The 20,798-nt window shown below is 49.1% G+C and carries 17 protein-coding genes and 1 tRNA gene; 11 read left to right on the top strand and 7 right to left on the bottom strand.

Features of this window, described 5'->3' with window-relative positions:
• The first annotated feature begins 141 nt into the window (after positions 1-141).
• Positions 142-1,323 (top strand): GGDEF domain-containing protein, encoded by a 1,182-nt coding sequence (locus FD07_RS00855; RefSeq protein WP_020089137.1) that lies wholly within the window; start codon positions 142-144, stop codon positions 1,321-1,323.
• A 114-nt stretch (positions 1,324-1,437) separates the two neighbouring features.
• Here FD07_RS00855 and FD07_RS00850 read toward each other — a convergent pair.
• A tRNA-Arg gene (locus FD07_RS00850) sits at positions 1,438-1,509 on the bottom strand.
• A gap of 46 nt (positions 1,510-1,555) precedes the next feature.
• Positions 1,556-1,882, bottom strand: coding sequence for a hypothetical protein (locus tag FD07_RS00845; RefSeq protein ID WP_020089136.1), 327 nt, complete (start codon positions 1,880-1,882; stop codon positions 1,556-1,558).
• 136 nt (positions 1,883-2,018) lie between these two features.
• On the opposite strand from FD07_RS00845, the gene FD07_RS00840 reads away from it, so the two are divergent.
• From FD07_RS00840 to FD07_RS00825, 3 genes are all read left to right on the top strand, one after another.
• Complete coding sequence (locus FD07_RS00840; protein ID WP_020089135.1) at positions 2,019-2,471, top strand: MarR family winged helix-turn-helix transcriptional regulator; 453 nt, start codon at positions 2,019-2,021, stop codon at positions 2,469-2,471.
• A 33-nt stretch (positions 2,472-2,504) separates the two neighbouring features.
• Positions 2,505-3,155 (top strand): NAD(P)H-hydrate epimerase, encoded by a 651-nt coding sequence (locus FD07_RS00835; protein ID WP_027825942.1) that lies wholly within the window; start codon positions 2,505-2,507, stop codon positions 3,153-3,155.
• A gap of 609 nt (positions 3,156-3,764) precedes the next feature.
• Positions 3,765-4,337 (top strand): M15 family metallopeptidase, encoded by a 573-nt coding sequence (locus tag FD07_RS00825; RefSeq protein WP_020089132.1) that lies wholly within the window; start codon positions 3,765-3,767, stop codon positions 4,335-4,337.
• A gap of 122 nt (positions 4,338-4,459) precedes the next feature.
• Here the strand turns inward: FD07_RS00825 and FD07_RS00820 are convergent, their stop codons facing one another.
• Positions 4,460-5,104, bottom strand: a complete 645-nt coding sequence (locus FD07_RS00820; RefSeq protein ID WP_020089131.1) for an LVIS_2131 family protein — start codon at positions 5,102-5,104, stop codon at positions 4,460-4,462.
• Positions 5,105-5,341: 237 nt separating this feature from the next.
• On the opposite strand from FD07_RS00820, the gene FD07_RS00815 reads away from it, so the two are divergent.
• Positions 5,342-6,298 (top strand): linear amide C-N hydrolase, encoded by a 957-nt coding sequence (locus FD07_RS00815; protein WP_020089130.1) that lies wholly within the window; start codon positions 5,342-5,344, stop codon positions 6,296-6,298.
• 158 nt (positions 6,299-6,456) lie between these two features.
• Positions 6,457-6,933, top strand: a complete 477-nt coding sequence (locus FD07_RS00810) for a C40 family peptidase (protein ID WP_020089129.1) — start codon at positions 6,457-6,459, stop codon at positions 6,931-6,933.
• Between the two features lie 507 nt (positions 6,934-7,440).
• Here FD07_RS00810 and FD07_RS00805 read toward each other — a convergent pair.
• From FD07_RS00805 to FD07_RS00795, 3 genes are all read right to left on the bottom strand, one after another.
• Positions 7,441-7,797, bottom strand: a complete 357-nt coding sequence (locus FD07_RS00805; protein ID WP_020089128.1) for a helix-turn-helix domain-containing protein — start codon at positions 7,795-7,797, stop codon at positions 7,441-7,443.
• A gap of 545 nt (positions 7,798-8,342) precedes the next feature.
• Positions 8,343-9,953, bottom strand: coding sequence for an oligosaccharide flippase family protein (locus FD07_RS00800; RefSeq protein WP_020089126.1), 1,611 nt, complete (start codon positions 9,951-9,953; stop codon positions 8,343-8,345).
• Between the two features lie 261 nt (positions 9,954-10,214).
• Positions 10,215-12,188, bottom strand: a complete 1,974-nt coding sequence (locus tag FD07_RS00795) for a S9 family peptidase (protein ID WP_020089125.1) — start codon at positions 12,186-12,188, stop codon at positions 10,215-10,217.
• A 171-nt stretch (positions 12,189-12,359) separates the two neighbouring features.
• On the opposite strand from FD07_RS00795, the gene FD07_RS00790 reads away from it, so the two are divergent.
• From FD07_RS00790 to FD07_RS00780, 3 genes are all read left to right on the top strand, one after another.
• Positions 12,360-13,292 (top strand): ketopantoate reductase family protein, encoded by a 933-nt coding sequence (locus FD07_RS00790; RefSeq protein ID WP_020089124.1) that lies wholly within the window; start codon positions 12,360-12,362, stop codon positions 13,290-13,292.
• A 181-nt stretch (positions 13,293-13,473) separates the two neighbouring features.
• Positions 13,474-13,761 (top strand): hypothetical protein, encoded by a 288-nt coding sequence (locus FD07_RS00785; protein WP_020089123.1) that lies wholly within the window; start codon positions 13,474-13,476, stop codon positions 13,759-13,761.
• A gap of 144 nt (positions 13,762-13,905) precedes the next feature.
• Positions 13,906-14,766, top strand: a complete 861-nt coding sequence (locus tag FD07_RS00780) for a Fic family protein (RefSeq protein ID WP_020089122.1) — start codon at positions 13,906-13,908, stop codon at positions 14,764-14,766.
• Between the two features lie 126 nt (positions 14,767-14,892).
• Here the strand turns inward: FD07_RS00780 and spx are convergent, their stop codons facing one another.
• A complete protein-coding gene (spx, locus tag FD07_RS00775) occupies positions 14,893-15,291 on the bottom strand; it encodes a transcriptional regulator Spx (protein ID WP_020089121.1) in 399 nt (132 codons plus the stop codon).
• A 544-nt stretch (positions 15,292-15,835) separates the two neighbouring features.
• Between spx and FD07_RS00770 the strand changes: the two genes are divergently transcribed.
• Complete coding sequence (locus FD07_RS00770) at positions 15,836-17,791, top strand: Na+/H+ antiporter (protein WP_020089120.1); 1,956 nt, start codon at positions 15,836-15,838, stop codon at positions 17,789-17,791.
• A 1,004-nt stretch (positions 17,792-18,795) separates the two neighbouring features.
• Positions 18,796-20,370: a bifunctional metallophosphatase/5'-nucleotidase gene (locus FD07_RS00765; RefSeq protein ID WP_020089117.1), complete on the top strand. Its 1,575-nt coding sequence runs from the start codon at positions 18,796-18,798 to the stop codon at positions 20,368-20,370.
• Positions 20,371-20,798: the final 428 nt, after the last annotated feature.

Here is a 20,798-nt window from a genome sequence, read left to right as displayed (position 1 = left end):
ATCCCCACTCACTGCCCCCACACTCCATCAACATTGTCCCCGCCATTTTATGAATTTATTTATTAATCAATGAAACCGTTACCCCCATTTATGGTATGCTTATCTGTGTACTTTAGAATCGTAATATGAGCGGGTGAAACAATGTACCTCTTTGAAAATTTTCTTCACGACATCTTTGATATAAAGTCAATTATTATGGCCCTGATCACCGTTGGCCTTATCGCCATTATGATGGTCATGACTTACTTTCTCGCACAGCGAATAGCCCGGCTGTCACGGACCGCTACCATCATTCTAGATTTAATTGAGGCCGCCATCGTCATTGCCAGCGTCATCATTCTCCGGCAAACCTTCTGGGTCCTAAATAATGGCAACGTCTTAAGCTGGGGCTACGCCATTGCGCAGTTAATGATCCTGTTATTCAGTCTCTATTCAATGCAAAACTTCGCGGTAGCTCTGGTCAACCTGATCATGCCACTATTCTTCTATGGTCAGGCCCTCTACATCGGCGCCAGCCTCCAATACTGGTGGGTCTCCGCCATCGCATTAGTCATTTTGATTAGTGTCATCCTTTACATCAGCCATCATCAGGCACTGGCGTTGGACTCCGAGTGGCGTTTCTTACTCTTACAGCTCCTATATGGCTTCGCCTGGTGTATGGTCATCTGGTCCGTACGGCCATTTCATCTCATCTACACGGTCAACGTCCTCGTGGTCTTTATCATATACATGTGGATCATTCGGTTCTTCGTCACGCGGGTTAATCGCGTCATCAGTCACTTTGCACGGTTAGATCAAGAAGCTAACTACGATGAACTGACCGGTGTGCGCAACCGCGCCAACTTTGATACGACCACAGTTGGGGTCTTCGGCGTTTACCGGCAGCACCCCACGACACCGATTACCATGGCGATGTTCGACATCGACCACTTCAAACAATTCAACGATAAATATGGCCACTTGACTGGTGATGCCGTACTCAAGCACGTAGCCCACCACTTCAACGAAGAATTGGCCCAGCAAACGAATAACGGTGAAATCTTCCGTTACGGTGGCGAGGAGTTTGTCATCATCTTTAAAGATACCGCCCCCACAGATGCCCAGCGTATCGTCACATCGATTCGCGATACGCTCCAACAACATCCGGTAAAGATCAACGGCCAACAACTCGTCGTGACTGTCTCCATTGGTATCTCCGCCTTACAACCGGATGATGCCGACTTCAACAGCTGGTTCAAACGGGTCGATCACTACCTCTACCTCGCAAAGGAGGCTGGTCGTGACCGAATTACCGTTGAGGGTGAAGCCCAAGAATTTCAATAAATAACTTTTTATGCTAAATACAGGTAGGTCCCGATTTTACGGACCTACCTGTATTTTGGAAAAAAGAAAAGACGCCACGTAATCATAGCGTCTCACACAATCCGATTGATATGATGCGTCCCCGGGGAGTCGAACCCCGATCGAAAGGACCGAAATCTCTCGTGCTATCCATTACACTAAGGACGCTTAACATCCTTAGTGTAATCCAAAACTAGTTATAACACCAAATAATTTAGCGCGCCCCCGATGCTCGAACCGCCTCTTGTTCCAAATGTAACTCGAGCTTTTCGGCACTCTCCCGGAAGTCAGCACCGAAGCTGGCGCCTTGTGCGGTTACCGTAGCCGTTTGTACACCATCAATATCCGTCACGATCAGTGTTTCACCCTGCCAACTGGCGGTGTCATAGTGACCGTCCTCCACTTGGTCTAGGAATCCCTGAAAAATGTCCAAGACTGCTTGATTAATAATTTCATCCTCGGTCTTGTCTTCACCGTGCTGTTTTAATTGTAACTGGCGCAACTGCACCTCGTCCATATCGGTTGGTATCTGAATAAACATTGGAATGCCTCCCATAATTAGTTTTACTGCTATTCTAGCACTTCCTGACAAAGAAACGAGTGCGAATGTTATCCTCTATTCAAATCTGGTGTAAACTAGGGGTATGCAAACATTCTGACTACCTAGGAGGTGGCTCATGGAAGACTCGATACTAGACTTTACTACGAACCTGGCCATTCTCCACCGGCAATTCCAGCGGGCAATGAATCAGATTCTTGAAGCCGATGAAATGCCGGTAAACATCACTGAATTTTATTTGTTAGTGCTGGTCTCTGAGACCAGCCACCTGAACCAGCGGAAAGCTGCCTGGACGATGGCTGTAGACGAAGGTCTCATGGCCCGGATGGTGCAGCACCTGGTTAAGCTGTCCCTATTGCAAAAGGAAACGGACCCGCGTGATCGTCGTAACCGTCGTTTGAAGCTAACCACCGATGGTAAACGTTTGGTAAAACAAGCCATTGAGGTCCTCCACGATTGGTGGCAACAAGCCACGCCAACCGATGCCGACTTTGACTACGCCAGTATCACCGCCCAACTGCAATTACTTTCCAGTAGCGTCCTGCAGGATCAGCAAACGGAACATTCATAATTAACTTTGTTTTCCCCATCTAAGGAGGGATTCATGATGAGTAAAGCCATTACCATTGCCGAAGCCCAACGTTATGACGCGCATACCATCAACGAGATCGGTATTCCCGCATTAGTTCTCATGGAGCGCGCCGCCTTGGCAACGTTTAATAACCTGTTAAATGATGATTTTGATTTGAGCCGTGTCGTGGTTGTGGCTGCGACCGGCAACAACGGTGGCGATGGGATTGCTGTCGCCCGGCTGTTGCACATTCGCGGTATCGACGTTGAAATTTATCTGCTGGGCGATCCGGCCAAGGCCACCCCGCAGACGAGCCAACAACTTAAGATTGCCAACTACTATCACATTCCGTTCACGACCGACCTCAATCACGTAGTCAACGCCACGCTGATTGTCGATGCCATTTTCGGTGTGGGTCTGTCGCGTGATATCACTGGTAAATTTGCCGACGCCATCAACGCGATTAATGCGGCCGACGCAAAGACGGTCGCCATCGACGTTCCATCCGGCATCAACGCCGACACCGGTGAAGTCATGGGGGTTGCGGTCGTTGCCGACAGCACGACCACCATGGCCTACAACAAGATTGGTCTTCTGACGATCACTGGTAAGCAACACAGCGGGACCGTCCACGTAGCCGACATCGGTATCTACGCGCAAGACCACCTCGAGCACGCCCGTTAAGCGTGGTGACCGAACCAACCATGCCATCTCGCTACAACCCGCGCCCCATCAAAGCGTAAACTAAAAGGCGCGAAAGCTAGAGTGACTTTCGTGTTTCTTGACTGCGACCAGAACCCCTCCTGAGGCTCTGGTCGTTTTTTGTAAAAAGAGTGCGGAACAAAGCGGTTAGACTCTGAGCATTAACGTCAATAAGGGTAAAAGCCCGGGCTTGGCTTTTTCCTTATTGGGGTTAAGCGCAGGAGTCTGCCTTGTGGAGCACGTTTCAGAAAAGAGGGCGGAACAAAGCGATTAGGTCCTGAGCATTAACGTCATTAAGTCAACAGCCCGGGCCTGGCTTTTGGGCTTAATGGGGTTAAGCGCAGGGACCTGCTTTGTGGAGCACGTTTCGGCTATATAAAAATCAAAGAGCGCCCCAAACCAAAAAAAGAATCCAAGGCTTAGCCCCACCCATAATCTATGGTTAAACTCACCCAGCCGCCCCACGGACAACGTTTCCGCCACATAATTAGAGAAAGGCTCAAACCATCCCCACCCCCTCAAGCCACTTCACAAGCTTTCTCCCCACAAACCCGGTATACTAGCACTAACTATAATTGGGAGGTGCCCCACATGTCACAACTAGAAACTGGCTTCACCAACGTCCAAGCGCTGGACCCCAGCATTATTGTCGACCTGCGCTACGCCACCACGGATAATTTTACGCATCAAGTTATTTACGATTTTGCCACTGCCATCGCCCGAACGGGAACCGCGAAGAAGTTAGCCAAAGCGAGCGAACTACTACGGTCACAGGGCTATCGGCTGAAAGTCTGGGATGCCTACCGCCCCGTCTCCGCACAAGAACGGCTCTATGATGTCTACCCCGATCCTTCGTTCGTCGCCAAACCCAACCCGAACTTCTCCCACCAAAAAGGCGTTACCTTCGATGTCACGCTGTGTGACGCCGCTGGCAGGGAATTAGAAATGCAGACGGAATTCGACGACTTCTCAGTGGCCGCTCACCGGGACTTCACGCGGACACCGCTTCAGGAAAAACATTACCAAATTCTCGATGAAGCCATGCACTCAGCCGGATTCTTTGGCTACGAGAACGAGTGGTGGGACTACCGCGACACCCAAATGGATGATTATCCACCAGCAACAGCCGACCCTAACGATTTCCAAATTGCTGAACACGCATAACTTAAAAATGGAACTGACTCGCTGAGCGAGTCGGTTCCATTTTTAATTGTCTTTAATTTATGAGGCTTTGCCTAAAAAAGAGGCCCCAAGCATCCGCTCAGAACCCCTCATAAACTTCTCAATTAATTGGTGTAACCCGAATCCTTCAACATAAAGGAATGATCCGGAATCCGAATCAACGTGAAGCGGTTCGCCAGTCGACCGGCGTGTAACCCGAGACCGTTGACGAATGACTTCTTATAGGTGGTTTCGATGACGCCGACCCACGCCTTTTGATGGCGCTGGTCATACTTGGCGACCTTTTGTTCATCCCACTTATAGGCCGAAGCCGGCAAGTTGATGGGTTTCTTGCCATCCGAAACGGTGGCGTCCGTGCTGCTGACCTGGTACTTCTCGCCTTCGGTCAAGTACGTATAGTGTTGCACTGGCTTCTTGCCATCACTGTTGTCGACTTCAACGTAGTAAGCTGAGCCGGACGACGCGCCCGTATTGATGACCAGTGGTTCATAGCGAGTCGTTTGACTGATCCGATTGCTCCCTAACTGATTCACGTTTTGGAAGAAGGTCGTGTAACTCATCCCACCAAAGAACAGTAGCCACACCACCAACTCAATCGTTGAGAGCGTCAAGTTCTGCCACGAAAAGCTGCGGTGTTCCTTCACGATCAACCGAATGCGCCGGACCCGCATGTCATGGACCATCCACACGAGTGTCACGAGGACGACCAACCATAGGCCCATCCCCACTAAGTTCCATGCTGATTTCATAGTTCCCAATTCCCTTCCAAGAAACAAACCTCTTACGGGTATTTCTGTTCTCTATTAGCTTACGAGATTCACGCCGGGAATACAAGCGCTACTTCCTGAAAATTCTGACGTTAACGCTGCGGCACACCGCCACCAACTCACGGATTGTTGCCGCCATTTTCATCGTGCGCGGGTTTAACTCTCCTCAGACCTAAGCTATACTAAAATTAATTCTTTTATTATGAGGAGGAATGTCTCGTGTGTACTAGTCTAACCTATACGTCAGCCGCTGAACACCACTTTTTCGCCCGCACCATGGACTTTCCTACGACCACGTCCTGGCGGCCCGTCTTCTTACCCCGCAACTATCACTGGCAAACCGCGCTCCACACCCCACGAACGACCCGCTATGCCTTTCTCGGTGGGGGCCGGCCAGCCGCGGACTTTTCAACCTATCTCATGGCAGATGGCATCAACGAGGGCGGCATCACCTGCGCCGAACTCTACCTACCCGGCGTCGTCAGCTATGCCAGTGATCCCGTTGCCGACAGCATTAACCTCACACCCCAGGACTTTATCAACTGGGTTCTAGGCGAACACGCGACGTTGGCCGAGGTTGTGGCCGATCTTCCTCAAGTCACGCTGGTGGCCCGTCGTTGGGGGAATGACCCCTACGTCTACCCCTTTCACTGGATTCTCAGTGACCGCAGCGGGCAGACCTTGGTAATTGAACCTACCGGTGGTCCGCTGAAAGCTCAGTTAAATCCAGTTGGCGTCCTGACGAACACTCCAATTCTAGCCACGCATTTGCAGAACTTGAACGATTTTCTGAAAATCCCCGGGTCAGAGTTCACGGGCCGAACAGTCACAGCCGCACGCGACTATCTTCAGAGTGGCGCACCGCTACCCACCGGAACCATCCCTACAACCCGCTTCATTCACATGGCATTGCGGCGTTGGGGCACTCGGCCGATGACTACGACAGCTGCCAGTTTGCATCAAATCTTCCACTGGTTAGCCGAAGTTAGCCTCCCCTACGACCCTAGTCGACGTGCCGAATTGAACCATAATTACACCCATTACCGGGCTATCATCGATATTTCCACGGCAACTTACAATTTTATTTCACGAAAATCTGGCCGTTTGCAACAAATGACATTAACGCCAGAAATGGCGGCCCACCGGCATTATCCACATGCATATGCCCCTGAATAATTCGGAATGTTGCAAACGACAATCTCACCTTTAATCCGATTGATATTCGTTTGAGACATTTCTGTAACAACTCCCTGATAGTATTAATCATGTTGAATCGAACGAAAGAACATTTAATACTAAAAAATAATTGAAATTAAAGGAGTTTGTTTACATTTATGAAGAAGACGTTGACTAAAATTGTATTATCATTAATCGCTATGGTGGCTTTCACGGTTGCCGGCATCGCCGTTAACCAACCCGTCAGTGCATCCGCTGCTAAGACGGTTTCCTACAGCAAGTTACATAAGGTCGCAAAGGCCCAATTAGGTAAGCCTTACGGTTGGGGTTCTACTGGTCCTTCCCGTTTTGATTGCTCTGGCTTTACCGGTTACGTTTACAAGAAGGGTGCTTCTAAGAAGATCCCTCGTACCGCTCAAGCACAATACAACAAGTACAAGCACGTTAGCTACAAGCACATCAAGAAGGGTGACTTGGTCTTCTTCGGTGGGTCTAAGCGTTCTATCTCCCACGTTGGTATGTACGTTGGTCATGGTCGGATGATCGATTCCCAGAACCGTGGGGTCGTTACTGAAGCCGTCCACGCACCTTGGTGGCACGCCGTTGGTTACGCACGGGTCGCAAACGTTAAGTAACATCTCGTCTAACCTTCATAAATGAAATGAATTCTAACCCTCGCTGTTACGTCGCAGCGAGGGTTTTTGTTTTGCACTAAGGCTTTGATGTAGACGAATTGGCATGCACTATCGCCACTAGACTAAGTTAATATTCGCACTACGGCTGCCAGGGATTCCACCTGCTGTGGGGACGCTTCAGCCTGAGAAACGGGCTTCCGACTCAATTTGAAGCCACGAAAAAACCGTGTCTTCAAAACTGCCCGTGCTGTAAACTGGCCCAAAACACCAGTTAACACCACTTTCACGGCCGGATCCGTCCCTGGCCTCCTCCGGCTAAAATTGTTATCCCCCATTTCAAATATTGAATCCCACAAACTTCTACCTTTTCAGTTAAGTGCGCCCTGCAAAGCCCTCGTTACCGACCTATCAGAATCTGTAGTCACATAAAGCGGTCGCCTCACGACGAAGATGAGGCGACCGCTTCACAATTATTTACATTTTAACTTAATCAGTCTGACAATCAAATTAATGTTGAAACATCCCAACAACCCAGCTGAGCGCAACCAGTAGCGGAAAAATCATCCACCAATTCTTCGAAAGGAACTCCCAGCCATTCATCGGTCGTTGTCCCTCTGGCAAAGTCTTGACTGCCTTGTAAGACTGTTCTTTAGCTTCTGCTACTTGGCCCCCGACCAGTTCATTCAGATCCACCTGTAAGAGATTGGCAAGCTTCACAACCGTGTCCAAATCCGGTGACGTCTCACCCTGCTCCCACTTTGAAATCGACTGTCGTGACACAAATAGCTCGTGAGCGAGTTGTTCCTGTGACAAATTCTGCCGACGCCGCAATTTTACCAACTGCTGACTAAACACATTCTCCATGCTCTCATCCCCTTTGATTAAATTTATCATACCCGATGTGTCCCGGGCTTCCTAGCGAACAAAGCCGAACATCATGCACTTTGCCCGGGCTAGTTGCGCCCGTCATGGTTGCATAATAGGTTGCGAACGCCCAGGCGTCAAGCCTTAGTCCTACATAGCTAATCATTCTGAAGATTTATTTCCAAAATAAAAAGTCCAGGCAGTTTGCCTAGACCTATTCTTAAAACGCAACCTAAATAAGCGCCATTTTTCTAATGTTGCCTGTGTTTTCTATCAAAATAGAGAATTCCAACAACGCCTAAAATAGCGTATATTACGACAAACCACTTAGGTACCGAAAACGCCATGAAAACAACAAATCCGCCAAAAAAGCAAAGATAAAACAGATTTTCAAATCGCATCCAATCCCCCATTCTTCCTCTCCAGAACTCTTCTGATAACTCCTTAGGTTAACTTCTTCTATTTCCTATAGCTAGTTATCCCCTAATACCTACCAAGTCTAACAAAAATAAAAAGCCCAGGCAATTTGCCTAGACTTCAATACCTTAACGCCGAATTTCTAATTTAAGTGGTCGTTTGAAGATCAACTGGGCCACACCTAATCGATTAGCCAGCCAAACGTATAGGCCGACCGCAATCAACCCAAGAACGGCTGCGTAACCCATCGTAAGCAGTTTCCCCGTGAAGAAGACACTACCGAAGAGCCACTGACAGCCATCCACCAGAATCGTTGCTAGTACCGCAAAGACCAGATTCAGCCGGATAATTGGCCGAATGCCACCCAGAGCTACCGCATAACTCCGGCGGATCAGACGCCAGCTGACGATGGTAATCCAGCCAAAGGCAATCCCCGTGGTCAACAGCGCCCCATAACCTTGGAACAAGTAGACCAACGGCAATTGCAGCACTAGTTTAATCCCTAACCCAGTCAACAGGTACGTCGTGGCCTTCTTACTCATCCGTAACGCCTGGAGCACCGTCAACAAGTCCAGCGCCAGTGCCAGAATCAAGCTTTGCCAGACGTTGGCCACCAGATAGGTTGCCCCAGCCCCGTCAAAGTTGAAGAAGATCCCGTAGATGGGGTAGGCAAAGGTGCTCACCAACACCACCAGCGGTAAGAGAACAAATGTCAGTAGCTGAACGTTGTTGGTCAACAGTGCGCCAATCTCTTGACGATTCTTTTTGATGTCGGCTAGCTTCCCCGCCAACAACGGCAGCGACGTCTCTGCCACCGCCATCGCTAACGACACGATCACCGTGGTAATCTTGTTAGGGTTGGCCGAGAAGATTGTGAAGACATACTGTGTGGCCTCTGCCGACTGATGCAAGAGGCCCTGCATGATCTGCTTGAAGAAGAGCTGGTCAATCAGCTGACTCAGGGTAATTCCTGAGCCCACAATGACAAACGGAATCGACTCATAGCCAATCATCCGCAGGAGCTTACCCGCGGCATGTTGCTTACCCGTCTGGCTCTTGGCCGTCATTTGCCGATAAACGCCGCGCTGACGCCATAAATGGCCCAATAAGTAGAGGTAACTGGCCACGGCACCAACAAAGGCCGCCGCGACACTTACGAAGACTGCCTGTACATAGCCTTGGTGACTAATTTCAATCAACCAGTAGGTCCCACCAAGAATCACAATGATCCGGATAAACTGTTCCCAAAGTTGGGAAATCCCAAACGGTTTGAGGTCCCCATTTCCCTGAAACCAGCCCCGCAGAATGCTCATCGATGGCAGGATTACGATGGCCGGAACCAGGCAACGAATGGCAAACGTGGCGTTGGCCACCGAGCTAACGGGACTGTTAGCGGCCAAGATTGGCGCAAGCCCATAGAGTAAAGCCCCACAGATCACGCCGGACACCAGCATGAAACCAAAACCCGCATACGCAATGTGTTTAGAGTTGATGAAGCTATCTTCCCCGTTAAAGAACGCCACCCGCCGAGCAATGGCGGACGGAAAACCTGCCGTCCCGAGCGCAATGAACAACGCATACGGCGTGTAGGCTGTATTAAACAGCGCCTGAGCCACGGTCTGATGCTGGGGCGAACCAATCATCGCCAGCCACGGGATCAGGTAAACGACGCCTAAGATTCGTGAAAAGATACTCCCAAACGAGAGCCAAAATGATCCTGAAATAATTTTTTTATCCATTAAATTTACACACACCAATTTAGTCTAGTGCCAAAGCACCACTCGCAAGGATACTCCTCTGCTAGGCCGCTGTACATGGGCAATGCGGCAACACCGGGGGATTCTAACCTATTATTTAGCCTCCCAACAAACAGGACAGCCCCCTGCCATATCACGTACGCATCACCCCCGCCAAAAAGGCCGACGCCCTTTACGGACCCCGACCCTCTCAATTAAGGTTAAATTTTTCTTACATCATCTAATTTGAAGTTTTCAATCAAACTAATCCCGTTTCACTGAAGGGTGCGCCGTGAACCACTCCGTCATGTCATCGATCCGCTGAATACGTAAGCTAGGTAACCCGTTCCGCGAAACACCGTGGAAACTCTGTGGGTAGCGAATAAAGTCCGCGTCGACCCCGTTACGTTTAACAGCTGTAAAAAATTCCTCCGACTGACTGATTGGACAGCGCATATCCCACTCCCCGTGGAGCAGACGAATCGGTGTCGTCACGTTCTGGGCGTAGGCCAACGGGGACTGTTTCCAGTAGGATTCGACCCCACCGTCTGCAAACAAGTCGATGGCCAGTTCTTCCGGATTGAAGTAGAAACCAATATCACTGATTCCAAAGAGGCTGATCCAGTTCGTCACCGACCGCTGTGAGACAGCCGCCGCAAACCGCTTCGTGTGGCCAACCGCCCACGTGGTCATGAAGCCACCATACGAGCCACCGGCAATGTACTGACGGTCCGCATCAAGCTGGGGGAATTTGGCTAACGCCACGTCCAACCCCGTCATGACGTCATCGTAGTCATCCTCACCGTAGTGCCCGTTCACGTTGCTTTCGAAGGCCTGACCGTAACTGGTTGAACCTCGCGGATTGAAGAAGACCACCCCGTAACCACGACTCGCGTGGACCTGGAATTCATAGAAGAAGGCCTCGCCATAGTTGGCGTGTGGTCCCCCGTGAACGTAAAGTAAGACTGGCTGCTTCGGCGCGTTGGTTTGCGCTGGCAAGTACCAGCCTTCTAGCGCTTGACCGTCCACTGACGTGTAGTCAAAACGTTGGGGATGGGCGAATTCGTGGGTATTCTCGTAGGCCGCGTTGGGATCATAGCTGACGGTTTCAGCACCGTCGGCCACCTTGAATGCCCGCAACTGACTCGGCTGATCCTGATAGGAAACACTTAGCGCTAGTGTCTCGGCATCCACCACGTCAAAGTCCACGATTTGGCGAGCCGTATCATCGATTAACGTAATTCCTCGAGCATCGCCCACGTAGAGTTGGCTGTGCCCGTGAAAGGCCGTGACAAAGACGACTCGGTCGGCATCCAACCAGCGCACGAGTTTACTCCCAGCCTGCTGCACAAAGTCCCCAGCAAATTCGGGATTCGGGTCGGCATCTAAGTCATCAGTCAGACTGGTCAGATCACCACCAGTTGCGGCAACGAGGTAGACGTTGGCCACAGTGTGGCGGCCAGCCGCGCCGTTGTCCCCAACTAACGCGACCTGTTGGCCATCGGGTGACAGCGTGGCATCCGCAAAATGGCCGTGGATCAAATTCGCCGTCAAATCTACCATCTGTCCCGTTTGGGTGTCCAGGCAATACGCACCGTGGGCAAAATTACGGTCGTCATCGGGATGATCATCCTGAAGAATGGTGACGTAGCGCCCGTCCTGGCTAACCGAGGTCAAACTGAAGTCGGCACCCTGTTGGCAGATTTCCTCCACAACTCCAGTTGCCGGTAAGTAGCGTCGTAACCGATACGTCACGTCCTGTGGTAGCCAACCGTAGCCATCGGCCTTATTGACTAACCGGGTGACGTGCCGGGTCTTAGGAAACTTTTCTTGGTTAGGTAACTTGGGGCGCTCGGCAGTCTCGGTCGTTTTGAAATAAACACTTTGACCATCGGCCGCAGCCATCACCGTATTCACAGCTTCATTCGGTGTCGTCGTGGTTATCAGCGTCGATTCACCATCATTTACAGCCACCGCAAATAGTTGTGGCTTTGCCGTACCAACTTTAGCTGCGTAAAATAATTGGTCACCGGCAACGGCGGGTTGTAAGTTCAACTGGCCATTGACCGCCACATCTTGTGTGTGACCAGCTTGGTCAACGCGCTTAATGCGGGCCAAATACTGATTGTTAGCCTCATCAATACTATTTTCGACGAAGAAAACCTGCTGATTCGCCGCTGACGCTTGGGACACAGATTTTAATCGATAAAGATCTTGTGCACTGACCCCTTGGGACATACCGCATCGCTCCTAGCTATTTATAAATTTTCTCATTATTTTCTCATCAAATAATTGTTTTTAATGTTAAGCCAGCTCCGGTGCGATGTCAATTATCAACCCCCACATTACGCCACTTCCACTGAAACCTGCTACACTGGGAGTAACGCAGACAGAAGGAGTGAGCTTGAAATGAAAATTGCAATTGCTGGTGCGGGTGCCATGGGTAGCCGCTTTGGCGTAAAGCTTCAATCAGCTGGTAACCAGGTCACCTTGATTGATAACTGGGACGAGCATGTCACGACCATTCAACAGCAAGGCCTGACTGTCACGACCGATGATGGTACTGACCACGTCTACCACATGACGGCTAAGCGGCCTGAAGAGGTCACCGAACAGTTTGACCTCGTCATCCTCTTTACTAAAGCCATGCAGATGGATCAGATGCTCCAACAACTCAGCGGTGTACTGGGTAATCAGCCAACTGTGTTGACGCTAGCCAACGGCATCGGTAACGTCGAGACCATCGAACGCCACGTGCCTAAGGATCACGTCGTCGCTGGGACCACGGTCTGGTCTTCTAGCCTCACGGGACCCGGCCACATCACGGTCACGGGAACCGGGAGCATTTCCCTACAGGCCATTGTCCCCGAAAAGTTCCCAGACTTGCCCGGACTAATTGCGACCTTAAATGGGGCTGGTCTCAACGCTAGCCCGGCCGAAAATGTCCTGGCCGCCATCTGGAAAAAGGCTGGTCTGAACAGCGTCCTCAACACTTACTGCACCCTGTTCGACTGCAACATCGCCGAATTCGGTAGTCTCCCTAACTGGCGGACATTGAACGATGCCGTCCTCAACGAGTTCGAAGCCGTCGCCACCGCAGCCAAGATCCAATTCAGTGCGGCCGATGTAACGGCCCTGATTGCCGCACAGTTCGACCCTAGTAAAAATGGGGGGCACTACCCGTCGATGCACCAAGATATGGCTAAGAAGCGGCCAACCGAAATTGACTTTCTTAACGGCTACGTTGCCAAACTTGGCGCTAAGCTCAACGTTCCTGCCCCAACCAATGCGCTGCTCGCCCAATTGATTCACAGTCAGGAAAGTCTAAAGGGAATCAAGTAACAGAAAATTCGATACACCACACTCTGTGGTTTTACTACCATATGTAGAAAAGTCTCACATATTCGTACTATATCTAGTTGTATTTTTCTGAAATTCATCGTAACATAGACCTATACTCATTTTAACCGGTCGTTAGTATTTTCGTTTAACGGGTTCGGCAAACCTAGGAGGGCTAGAGACGATGGACGTTTTAAGAAGATCACAGACTACGATGTATCCAGGTGGCCTAACCGTGGAAAATTTGGCTGGGGAGCACGTTCCGTTCAATTCCCGTCAGATCCATGCAGCACTAACGGCGCTGACCAACGATCCCACCGTTGTCCACCGCGTAGAAAGCCTCATTGTGGCCCAATTAGCCGGCTTTGACGTCGTTGCAACTGGAACGATTGAGGCCACCGTGGTTGACACCCTGGAACAGCTCGGTTACGCCAACATGGCGCAAAGCTACCGGAAGCAGCAACACGCTTAGGTAGCTGAAACCTGGTTACTGGTATCACTAATTCTTAAATCGACTGTATTTGAAAAAGTACTGAGCAGATGGCCCAGTACTTTTTTTATCTTCGGCAAGAGAACTCTGCTAAAATTGAAAACAACAGAAAGGGGGATTTTCCTCATGGATACTGAACTCAATCAACTTTTAGAGCAAGCTAGTCAGTTAAAAACTAAGATGGCTGCTTATCGACCGCTATCCGAAGCTGCAGTCGCTCAGCTCGAAAAAAACATCCGAATTGAACACGTCTGGTCATCCAATGCCATCGAGGGAAATACACTCAATCGCTATGAAACTGCGTCAATTCTAGATACTGGAATGACCATTCACAACGTCCCCATCAAGGATGTCCTGGAGACGTTGGATCTTAACGCCGCTTATGAATATATGACCACTCTAGCTACGGAGCACATTCCTCTAAGCACCACCATTATTCGAGACCTCAACCGGATCGTCACGTTAAAAACAGCAAATGACGTCAGCGAAGCCGGGACTTACCGGACGATTGATGTGTGGCCCTACGGCTCTGAACATCGTCCTTATACCAGTCCCTTAGATATCCAGCCAGCGGTTGACGCCCTGATTTCTTGGGCAAACCAGGCCCAGGCGATGCAACATCCCATTATCTATGCGGCCGATTTTCACCAAAGATTTGTCACGATTCATCCTTTTCTAGACGGCAACGGCCGAACCGCACGACTACTCATGAATATGGCCTTAACGCAAGCAGGCTATCCCGTTATCAATGTGCAACCCGACAAAGCAGCTCGCCAGGCCTATATGACCGCTCTCGAGGCCTCTCAAGAGGCTCAGGGCCCCCGATTGGTTTTTGAAAAACTGATTACGAACTATACCATTGCTGAACTCAAACGACGCATTCAGACGTTGGCGCTTAATGAACAGAATCAAAAGGACGCCGCGAATGATATCAGCCCCAAACTACGAAAGTTATTGGATCAGAACAATTCTGACCAATCCAGTTAATCACGAAAAAAGCGATCACCCTTTCAACTCAAAAGTTGATCTGGCAATCGCTTTATTTATTCGTTTATATTTAGTGTTCTCCACAAAAAACCGATCAGCACTCCCCCGAGAACTGATCGATCCGGTCTATGAGCTTAATTGTGATTCTAAGTGGTGTAATTCGGCTGTCCGCACTTCACGTGGTAAGAACCGACGAATTTCCTCTTCGTTGTAACCCACTTCAAGTCGCTTGTCATCAAAGATGATGGGCCGCTTAATTAAGTCTGGGTACTTAACAACTAAGTCAACAAGCTGGCTAACTGAGAGACTATCTAAATCAACGTGCAATTCCTTAAATACATTAGACCGCGTTGAGATGATGTCCTCACTGCCATTCTCCGTTAAGCGTAGAATCTGCTTAACTTCGGCGGCATTTAACGGCTTGGACTTGATATTCCGTTCATTGAACGCAATGTCGTGATCCTTCAGCCATGCCCGTGCCTTCCGACTGGATGCGCTACTTGGCGCAATATACAAATTGATCATATCTAAGCACTTCCTTATCGTTGGATTGAGTAACGATAGAAAAAACAACTGACTTGTTCTGGTTCCCCCCGAATATTTCACTGAACTATCTAGTAGAACCAACTTATATGTTACCACAATTGAATGAATAATCAACCCTTTTTGGAAACTTTCTAAATAACGGTCAACATTTTTTGGTGGGTTGGTTGTCTTTCCCAACTATTTTCGCAATCATTTATCCACTTGTGATAACTCGCAAAAATCCTTGAAAGCATCGCCACTAAAGCTCCCACAAAGTTAGGGCAGTTAGTCAACTATCTCATGATATGACCTAAATTTATGACTAAAAACGGTCCCGGCGTCTCTTTTTATCTAAAATGCATTAATATTCATATTAAATGTTTTAATATTCATTCAGATCTTCCTTTAGTTCATAAAAGCGCTTACTCAAACTAACCAAAATGGCTAAACCTTTTCTTTGACAAGCGATTTCTCCCCACATTTATTTCCTAGAAGCGTAAAATAGGGACATCATAAATTACGTTTTTGTCGGGAGGAACCCGTTTTGTTAGCCTTTTACGCTGTTGTCTTACTGATTGTTGCGACCATCGTTGCCAATACAGTCTATCCCTATTTTCCGTTAATTCCGAAAGCCTTCTATCAAATCTTTGCTGGTGCCATTCTTTCTCTGGTGCCGATGTACCACCACTTCGTCCTTGAACCCGAGATGTTTATGCTCATTATCATTGCGCCCCTTATGTTCTATGACGGAAAAAACGCGAATGCCCGTGAGCTCCGCAAAAATATGGGGTCAATCATCTCAATGGCCATCGTTCTAGCGGTATTAACAGTGGTCGGCATGGGCTACCTGAGTCACGCTGTTATCGTTGGGATTCCCCTAGCCTTAGCCTTCGCACTCGCAGCTATCGTCACACCAACCGATGCCGTTGCCGTCTCCTCCATTACCAGTAACATGGCTGTGCCGGAGCGCGTTATGGGCATGCTAGAACGCGAATCACTCTTCAACGATGCTTCCGGCTTGGTTGCCTTCAATCTTGCCCTTACTGCTTTCACTACTGGTCAATTTTCCCTAGGTGACGGCATCAAACACTTCTTTGTGGTCTTCCTTGGCGGTCTATTAATCGGGGTCGTCTTAGGACTTGTCTCCGTTATCATCCGTGTCTTCCTGGTCCAGAGCGGAAAGGATTCCTCTAGTGTGATTATCCCTTATGATTTAATCATGCCATTTCTAATCTACCTGGCCGCAGAGCACCTTGAACTATCTGGTATTCTAGCCGTTGTTGCCGCTGGGCTGATCTATAGTGCTTCCAGCAATCAACTACGCCTATCTAGTACGCAATTACAACTCGTCTCACGCTCCACATGGGATTTCTTTACCAGTATTTTAAATGGATTTGTCTTTGTCCTGCTGGGTGTCTCCCTACCAACCGTATGGGTAAATATTCAACGCGATGGCACCAAATCGTTGCCTAGTTTCCTTCTGCTGGCCGTTATCCTTTACTTGGTCATGTTAGCCTTACGTTACCTTTGGATTCGCTTCGACTGGGCAATGATTCGTTCTGGTAAAAAAGACCGATCGCGAAACGCCTTGATTGGCGCCCTCTCTGGCGTCCACGGAACCATTACACTAGCCATGGCCTTTTCACTACCATTAACCCTCCACGGCGCCGCCTTTCCCTTTAGAAATACACTGATCTTCGTGGCTGCCATTGTTATCATCTTGAGCCTATTGGTTCCAACTATTGTCTTGCCGTTTATCCTGCCTAAGAAAACAACCGTTGTAGACCCCGATACCGTTATTCAAGAACGTAAAGCGCTAGTCGCCTACGCTGCAGAACGACTCGCCCAAGAAAATCCGGATAACACCGCAGCTGCCCAATCCGTAATTGAAACCCTGAGCAGCCAAGCTACCGACATCCGACCCGATCGTAAAAAGGTTCGAGCTCTGATCAATCAAGCGGCTCAGGTAGAGGTCAAGACTGTCCAGAGCCTAGCTGATAATCATGTCATTTCTAATGGCTTTGCCAACCGCTACGTGCGGATACTGGTGATGAAATCACAAATGAGCAGTCATAATCCTTTCGTCAACTTGTCATTGTGGTTCCGGTTCATTAGCCACCGGATAACGTTCATGTTCAGCCATAATTGGCGTCGCGTTAAACATGTTGCTAGAAAACAGCAACGTGAAAACTATTTAAAAATTGAAGCTGACATTTACACAAACGTCATTAACTTTTTAACCGAAATTTCTACAGTAGATAATCAGACTGAAGTAAATGCCGTCCGCAACTACTACAACGCCCGTCACAGCCGCTTCGTAGCCAACAAGTCAACGGACCAACAAAATGAATTATTTATTCAAGCTTTCCAATACGAATACACTTACATTCAACAACGACGAACGGCCGGCGCAATCCCCTCAGAACTGGCAGACGAACTCTACCAACAAGTTTCAACCGACCAGATGCTCTACACCCAAGAATTTGCCGGTGCTGACTAGATTATTTTCCCACCGTCATATTTTCTTCACAATTACCTGTTATAGTTGTCCTCATAACTTACGAATTTACGAACGAATAAGTTAATAATTTTACTCCTCCAAAGTAAAAATTACGGTCGACCCGCTATGGTATCGACCAACTCCAAACGTAATAAACGTTTTTTCTTCAAGCAGCGATGCGGACAATTTGGTCCGGTCGCTGTTTTTTTGTTAAAGAGAGTGAAGCAAGCCGTTTAGATTCCGAGCATTAGGGAAATAAGGGGCTTCTGTTCGGCTCTGCCGGGCAGGAGTCACTTATTTTGCTAAGCGGAAGAATCTGGCTTGCGGAACTCGTTTCAGAGGCCGCATATTTCCCCAGTGTTCTGGCGAGAGAAAATCTAACGAAACAAACAACCTTCGCCGGACAGGAGGACTTAGCTTTCTAAGCGGAAGAACCTGCCTTGCGAAACTCGTTTCAAAGGCCGCATATTTCCCCAGTTTCCGGGCGAGAGAAAATCTAACGAACCAAACTAAAGTAGCCACTAACAACCTTCGCCGACCAGAAATCTCTTATTTGCCTAAGCGGAAGAGTCTACCTCGCACAACTCGTTTCAGAGGCCGCATATTTCCCAAGTGTTCTGGCGAGAGAAAACCCATCGAACCAAACTAAAATAGTCAACAACGGCTTCTTTGGACAGTCATCACTCCTCTTCCCAACCCACATCTCCTAAAAATCATATATTTCCAAAATTACCCTACCAACAGAATCCCCCGCACCCCACTAAAAACTACCTTATCTCCAAACTTTCCAACAAAAAACATCCCAGACAGATCCCCACAGTCAAAAGAAACCGTTTCCCGCTCCCTTTCCCCACCCAATTGTGAGAAAACTCCTCATAATTTAAGAGAATTTGCCATCGTAAATTTACACTCGGTACAAACTAGCTTATAATTTCTTTAACACGTTATAGATTCGGCGGCTGTTCGCTAGTGATCTGTTAGACGTTATTGGAGGGTGAGATCTAATGAAGCTGACAATTTTATCGACAAGCGATACCCACGGGTACGTCTTCCCCACGAACTACGTGAAGAAGGGGACCCAACTGGGCTTCGGACTGGCCCGTGCGGCCACGGTCATTGCCCAAGAGCAAGCCGCCGCCAAGGAACAGGGTCCGGTCGTCACCATTGAGAATGGGGATTTTCTCGAGGGATCACCCCTCGCCTATTACGTAGCTCGGGTGAATCCCGACCGCGATCCTCAACCCTTGATGAACATTTATAACCAAATCGATTACGACTGTGGGATTCTCGGTAACCACGAATTTAACTACGGTCAAAAGTACTTACAAGCTGCGATTCGCGACGCCAAGCGAACCATTTTGTGCGCCAACATTTTAGATAGTAATGGGGACCCCGAATACGGCCAACCTTACCGAATCATCGAAAAGGCAGGCATCAAGATCGGCGTGCTGGGGCTCACCACCCAAGCCGTCTACAAGTGGGAAAAGGCCACCAACATCAGTGGCCTACAATTCGAATCGGCCTACATTGCTGCTAAAAAATATGTGCCCATCATTCGTGAACAAGCCGACATCGTCGTTGTGTGCTATCACGGTGGCTTTGAACGCGATTTAACCACGGGTAAGCCTAATGACATTCACGTCGGCGAAAACGAAGCCTACCATATCTTAGAGGCCATTCCTGGCATCGATGCTCTGGTCACCGGCCACCAACACCGGCAACTGGCGACAGATGTCTTTGACATTCCGACCACGCAACCCGGTTTCCGAGGCCAAGCCATCGGTAAGATTACGTTGGACCTCGACCGGGACGCCAACGGCAAGGTCATCGTCGTCAACCACGGCTCCGAATTGGTCTCCGCAGCCGAAGCCCCACTGGACGAAAAAGTTTTAAAAGCCGCAAATGGTTTAAACGATGAGGTCGGCCACTGGCTAGATCAACCGTTAGGCCACATCAAGGGTGACATGACCTTCACCGATCCCTTCGCAGCTCGTATCGACGAGACACCTTACATCGAATTTATTCAAAAAGTTCAAATGGCCACGATGGGCGCAGACATCTCCGCAACGGCGCTATTTAACGATGAAGCCCGTGGATTTGAAAACCCCATCACCATGCGAAATATTATGACCAACTACGTCTACCCAAACGGCTTATCCCTCTTAAACATTACCGGGGCAGATCTGAAGGGCGCGCTGGAAGTAACCGCCCGCTACTTCAGCTCTCAAGACGGCGAAATCATTGTCAATCCGGCATTTATTCACCCCAAGCGTCGTCAATACAACTACGACATGTATGAGGGCGTTGACTACCGAATCAACGTGGCCAAGCCGATGGGCCAACGCATCGAGAACCTCACCTACCACGGTCAGCCAATCGAAGACGACCAACGGCTCCGCATTGCACTGAACCAGTATCGTGCGGTCGGCGGTGGCCACTACCCGATGTACAGCGCCGACAAGATTCGCGCTGAAAGTCAGGGTGCCATGAGTGAAATCATTGCGGATTACCTGCAAGAACACCCGACTATTGATGCCACAGCGAATAAGAACTTTACCGTGGTTTACGATCCTGAATAATTTTTGCGTTGCGTAAAGAGCAGTTATCACTGTTATCTCCTTTCCCGAGATACTAGTGATAACTGCTTTTTTGAATTTATTCCATTGCCTTCGGGATGGTGAAAATGGGCCGGGACACTGCGGGCGGACGCCTAAAGCCATAGAACGGTCTTTAGGCTTGCGGATGAACCTCTGAGAACCGAGTTTCACCCGCACCAATTATCTAAGCGGCGTAACCCACCGCTAAGATAATTCCCACAGTTGGGCCCATTTTCACCATCCCTACGGCTTTACATTAATCTAGCCCGCCAGCATTATCACACCTCACATTTAATCTGCATGCCTCTTTCTCCGCAACCAGCAATCTCATTCTCAAATTGTCCAACACAAATAATAAACATCCATCAAAAAAGGCAGCAACTCCGGATCACTACCGGTTGGCTACCTCA

The sequence above is a fragment of the Levilactobacillus parabrevis ATCC 53295 genome, assembly GCF_001434055.1.
Lineage (GTDB): Bacteria > Bacillota > Bacilli > Lactobacillales > Lactobacillaceae > Levilactobacillus > Levilactobacillus parabrevis.
This window is presented reverse-complemented; position numbering and strand designations above follow the sequence as displayed.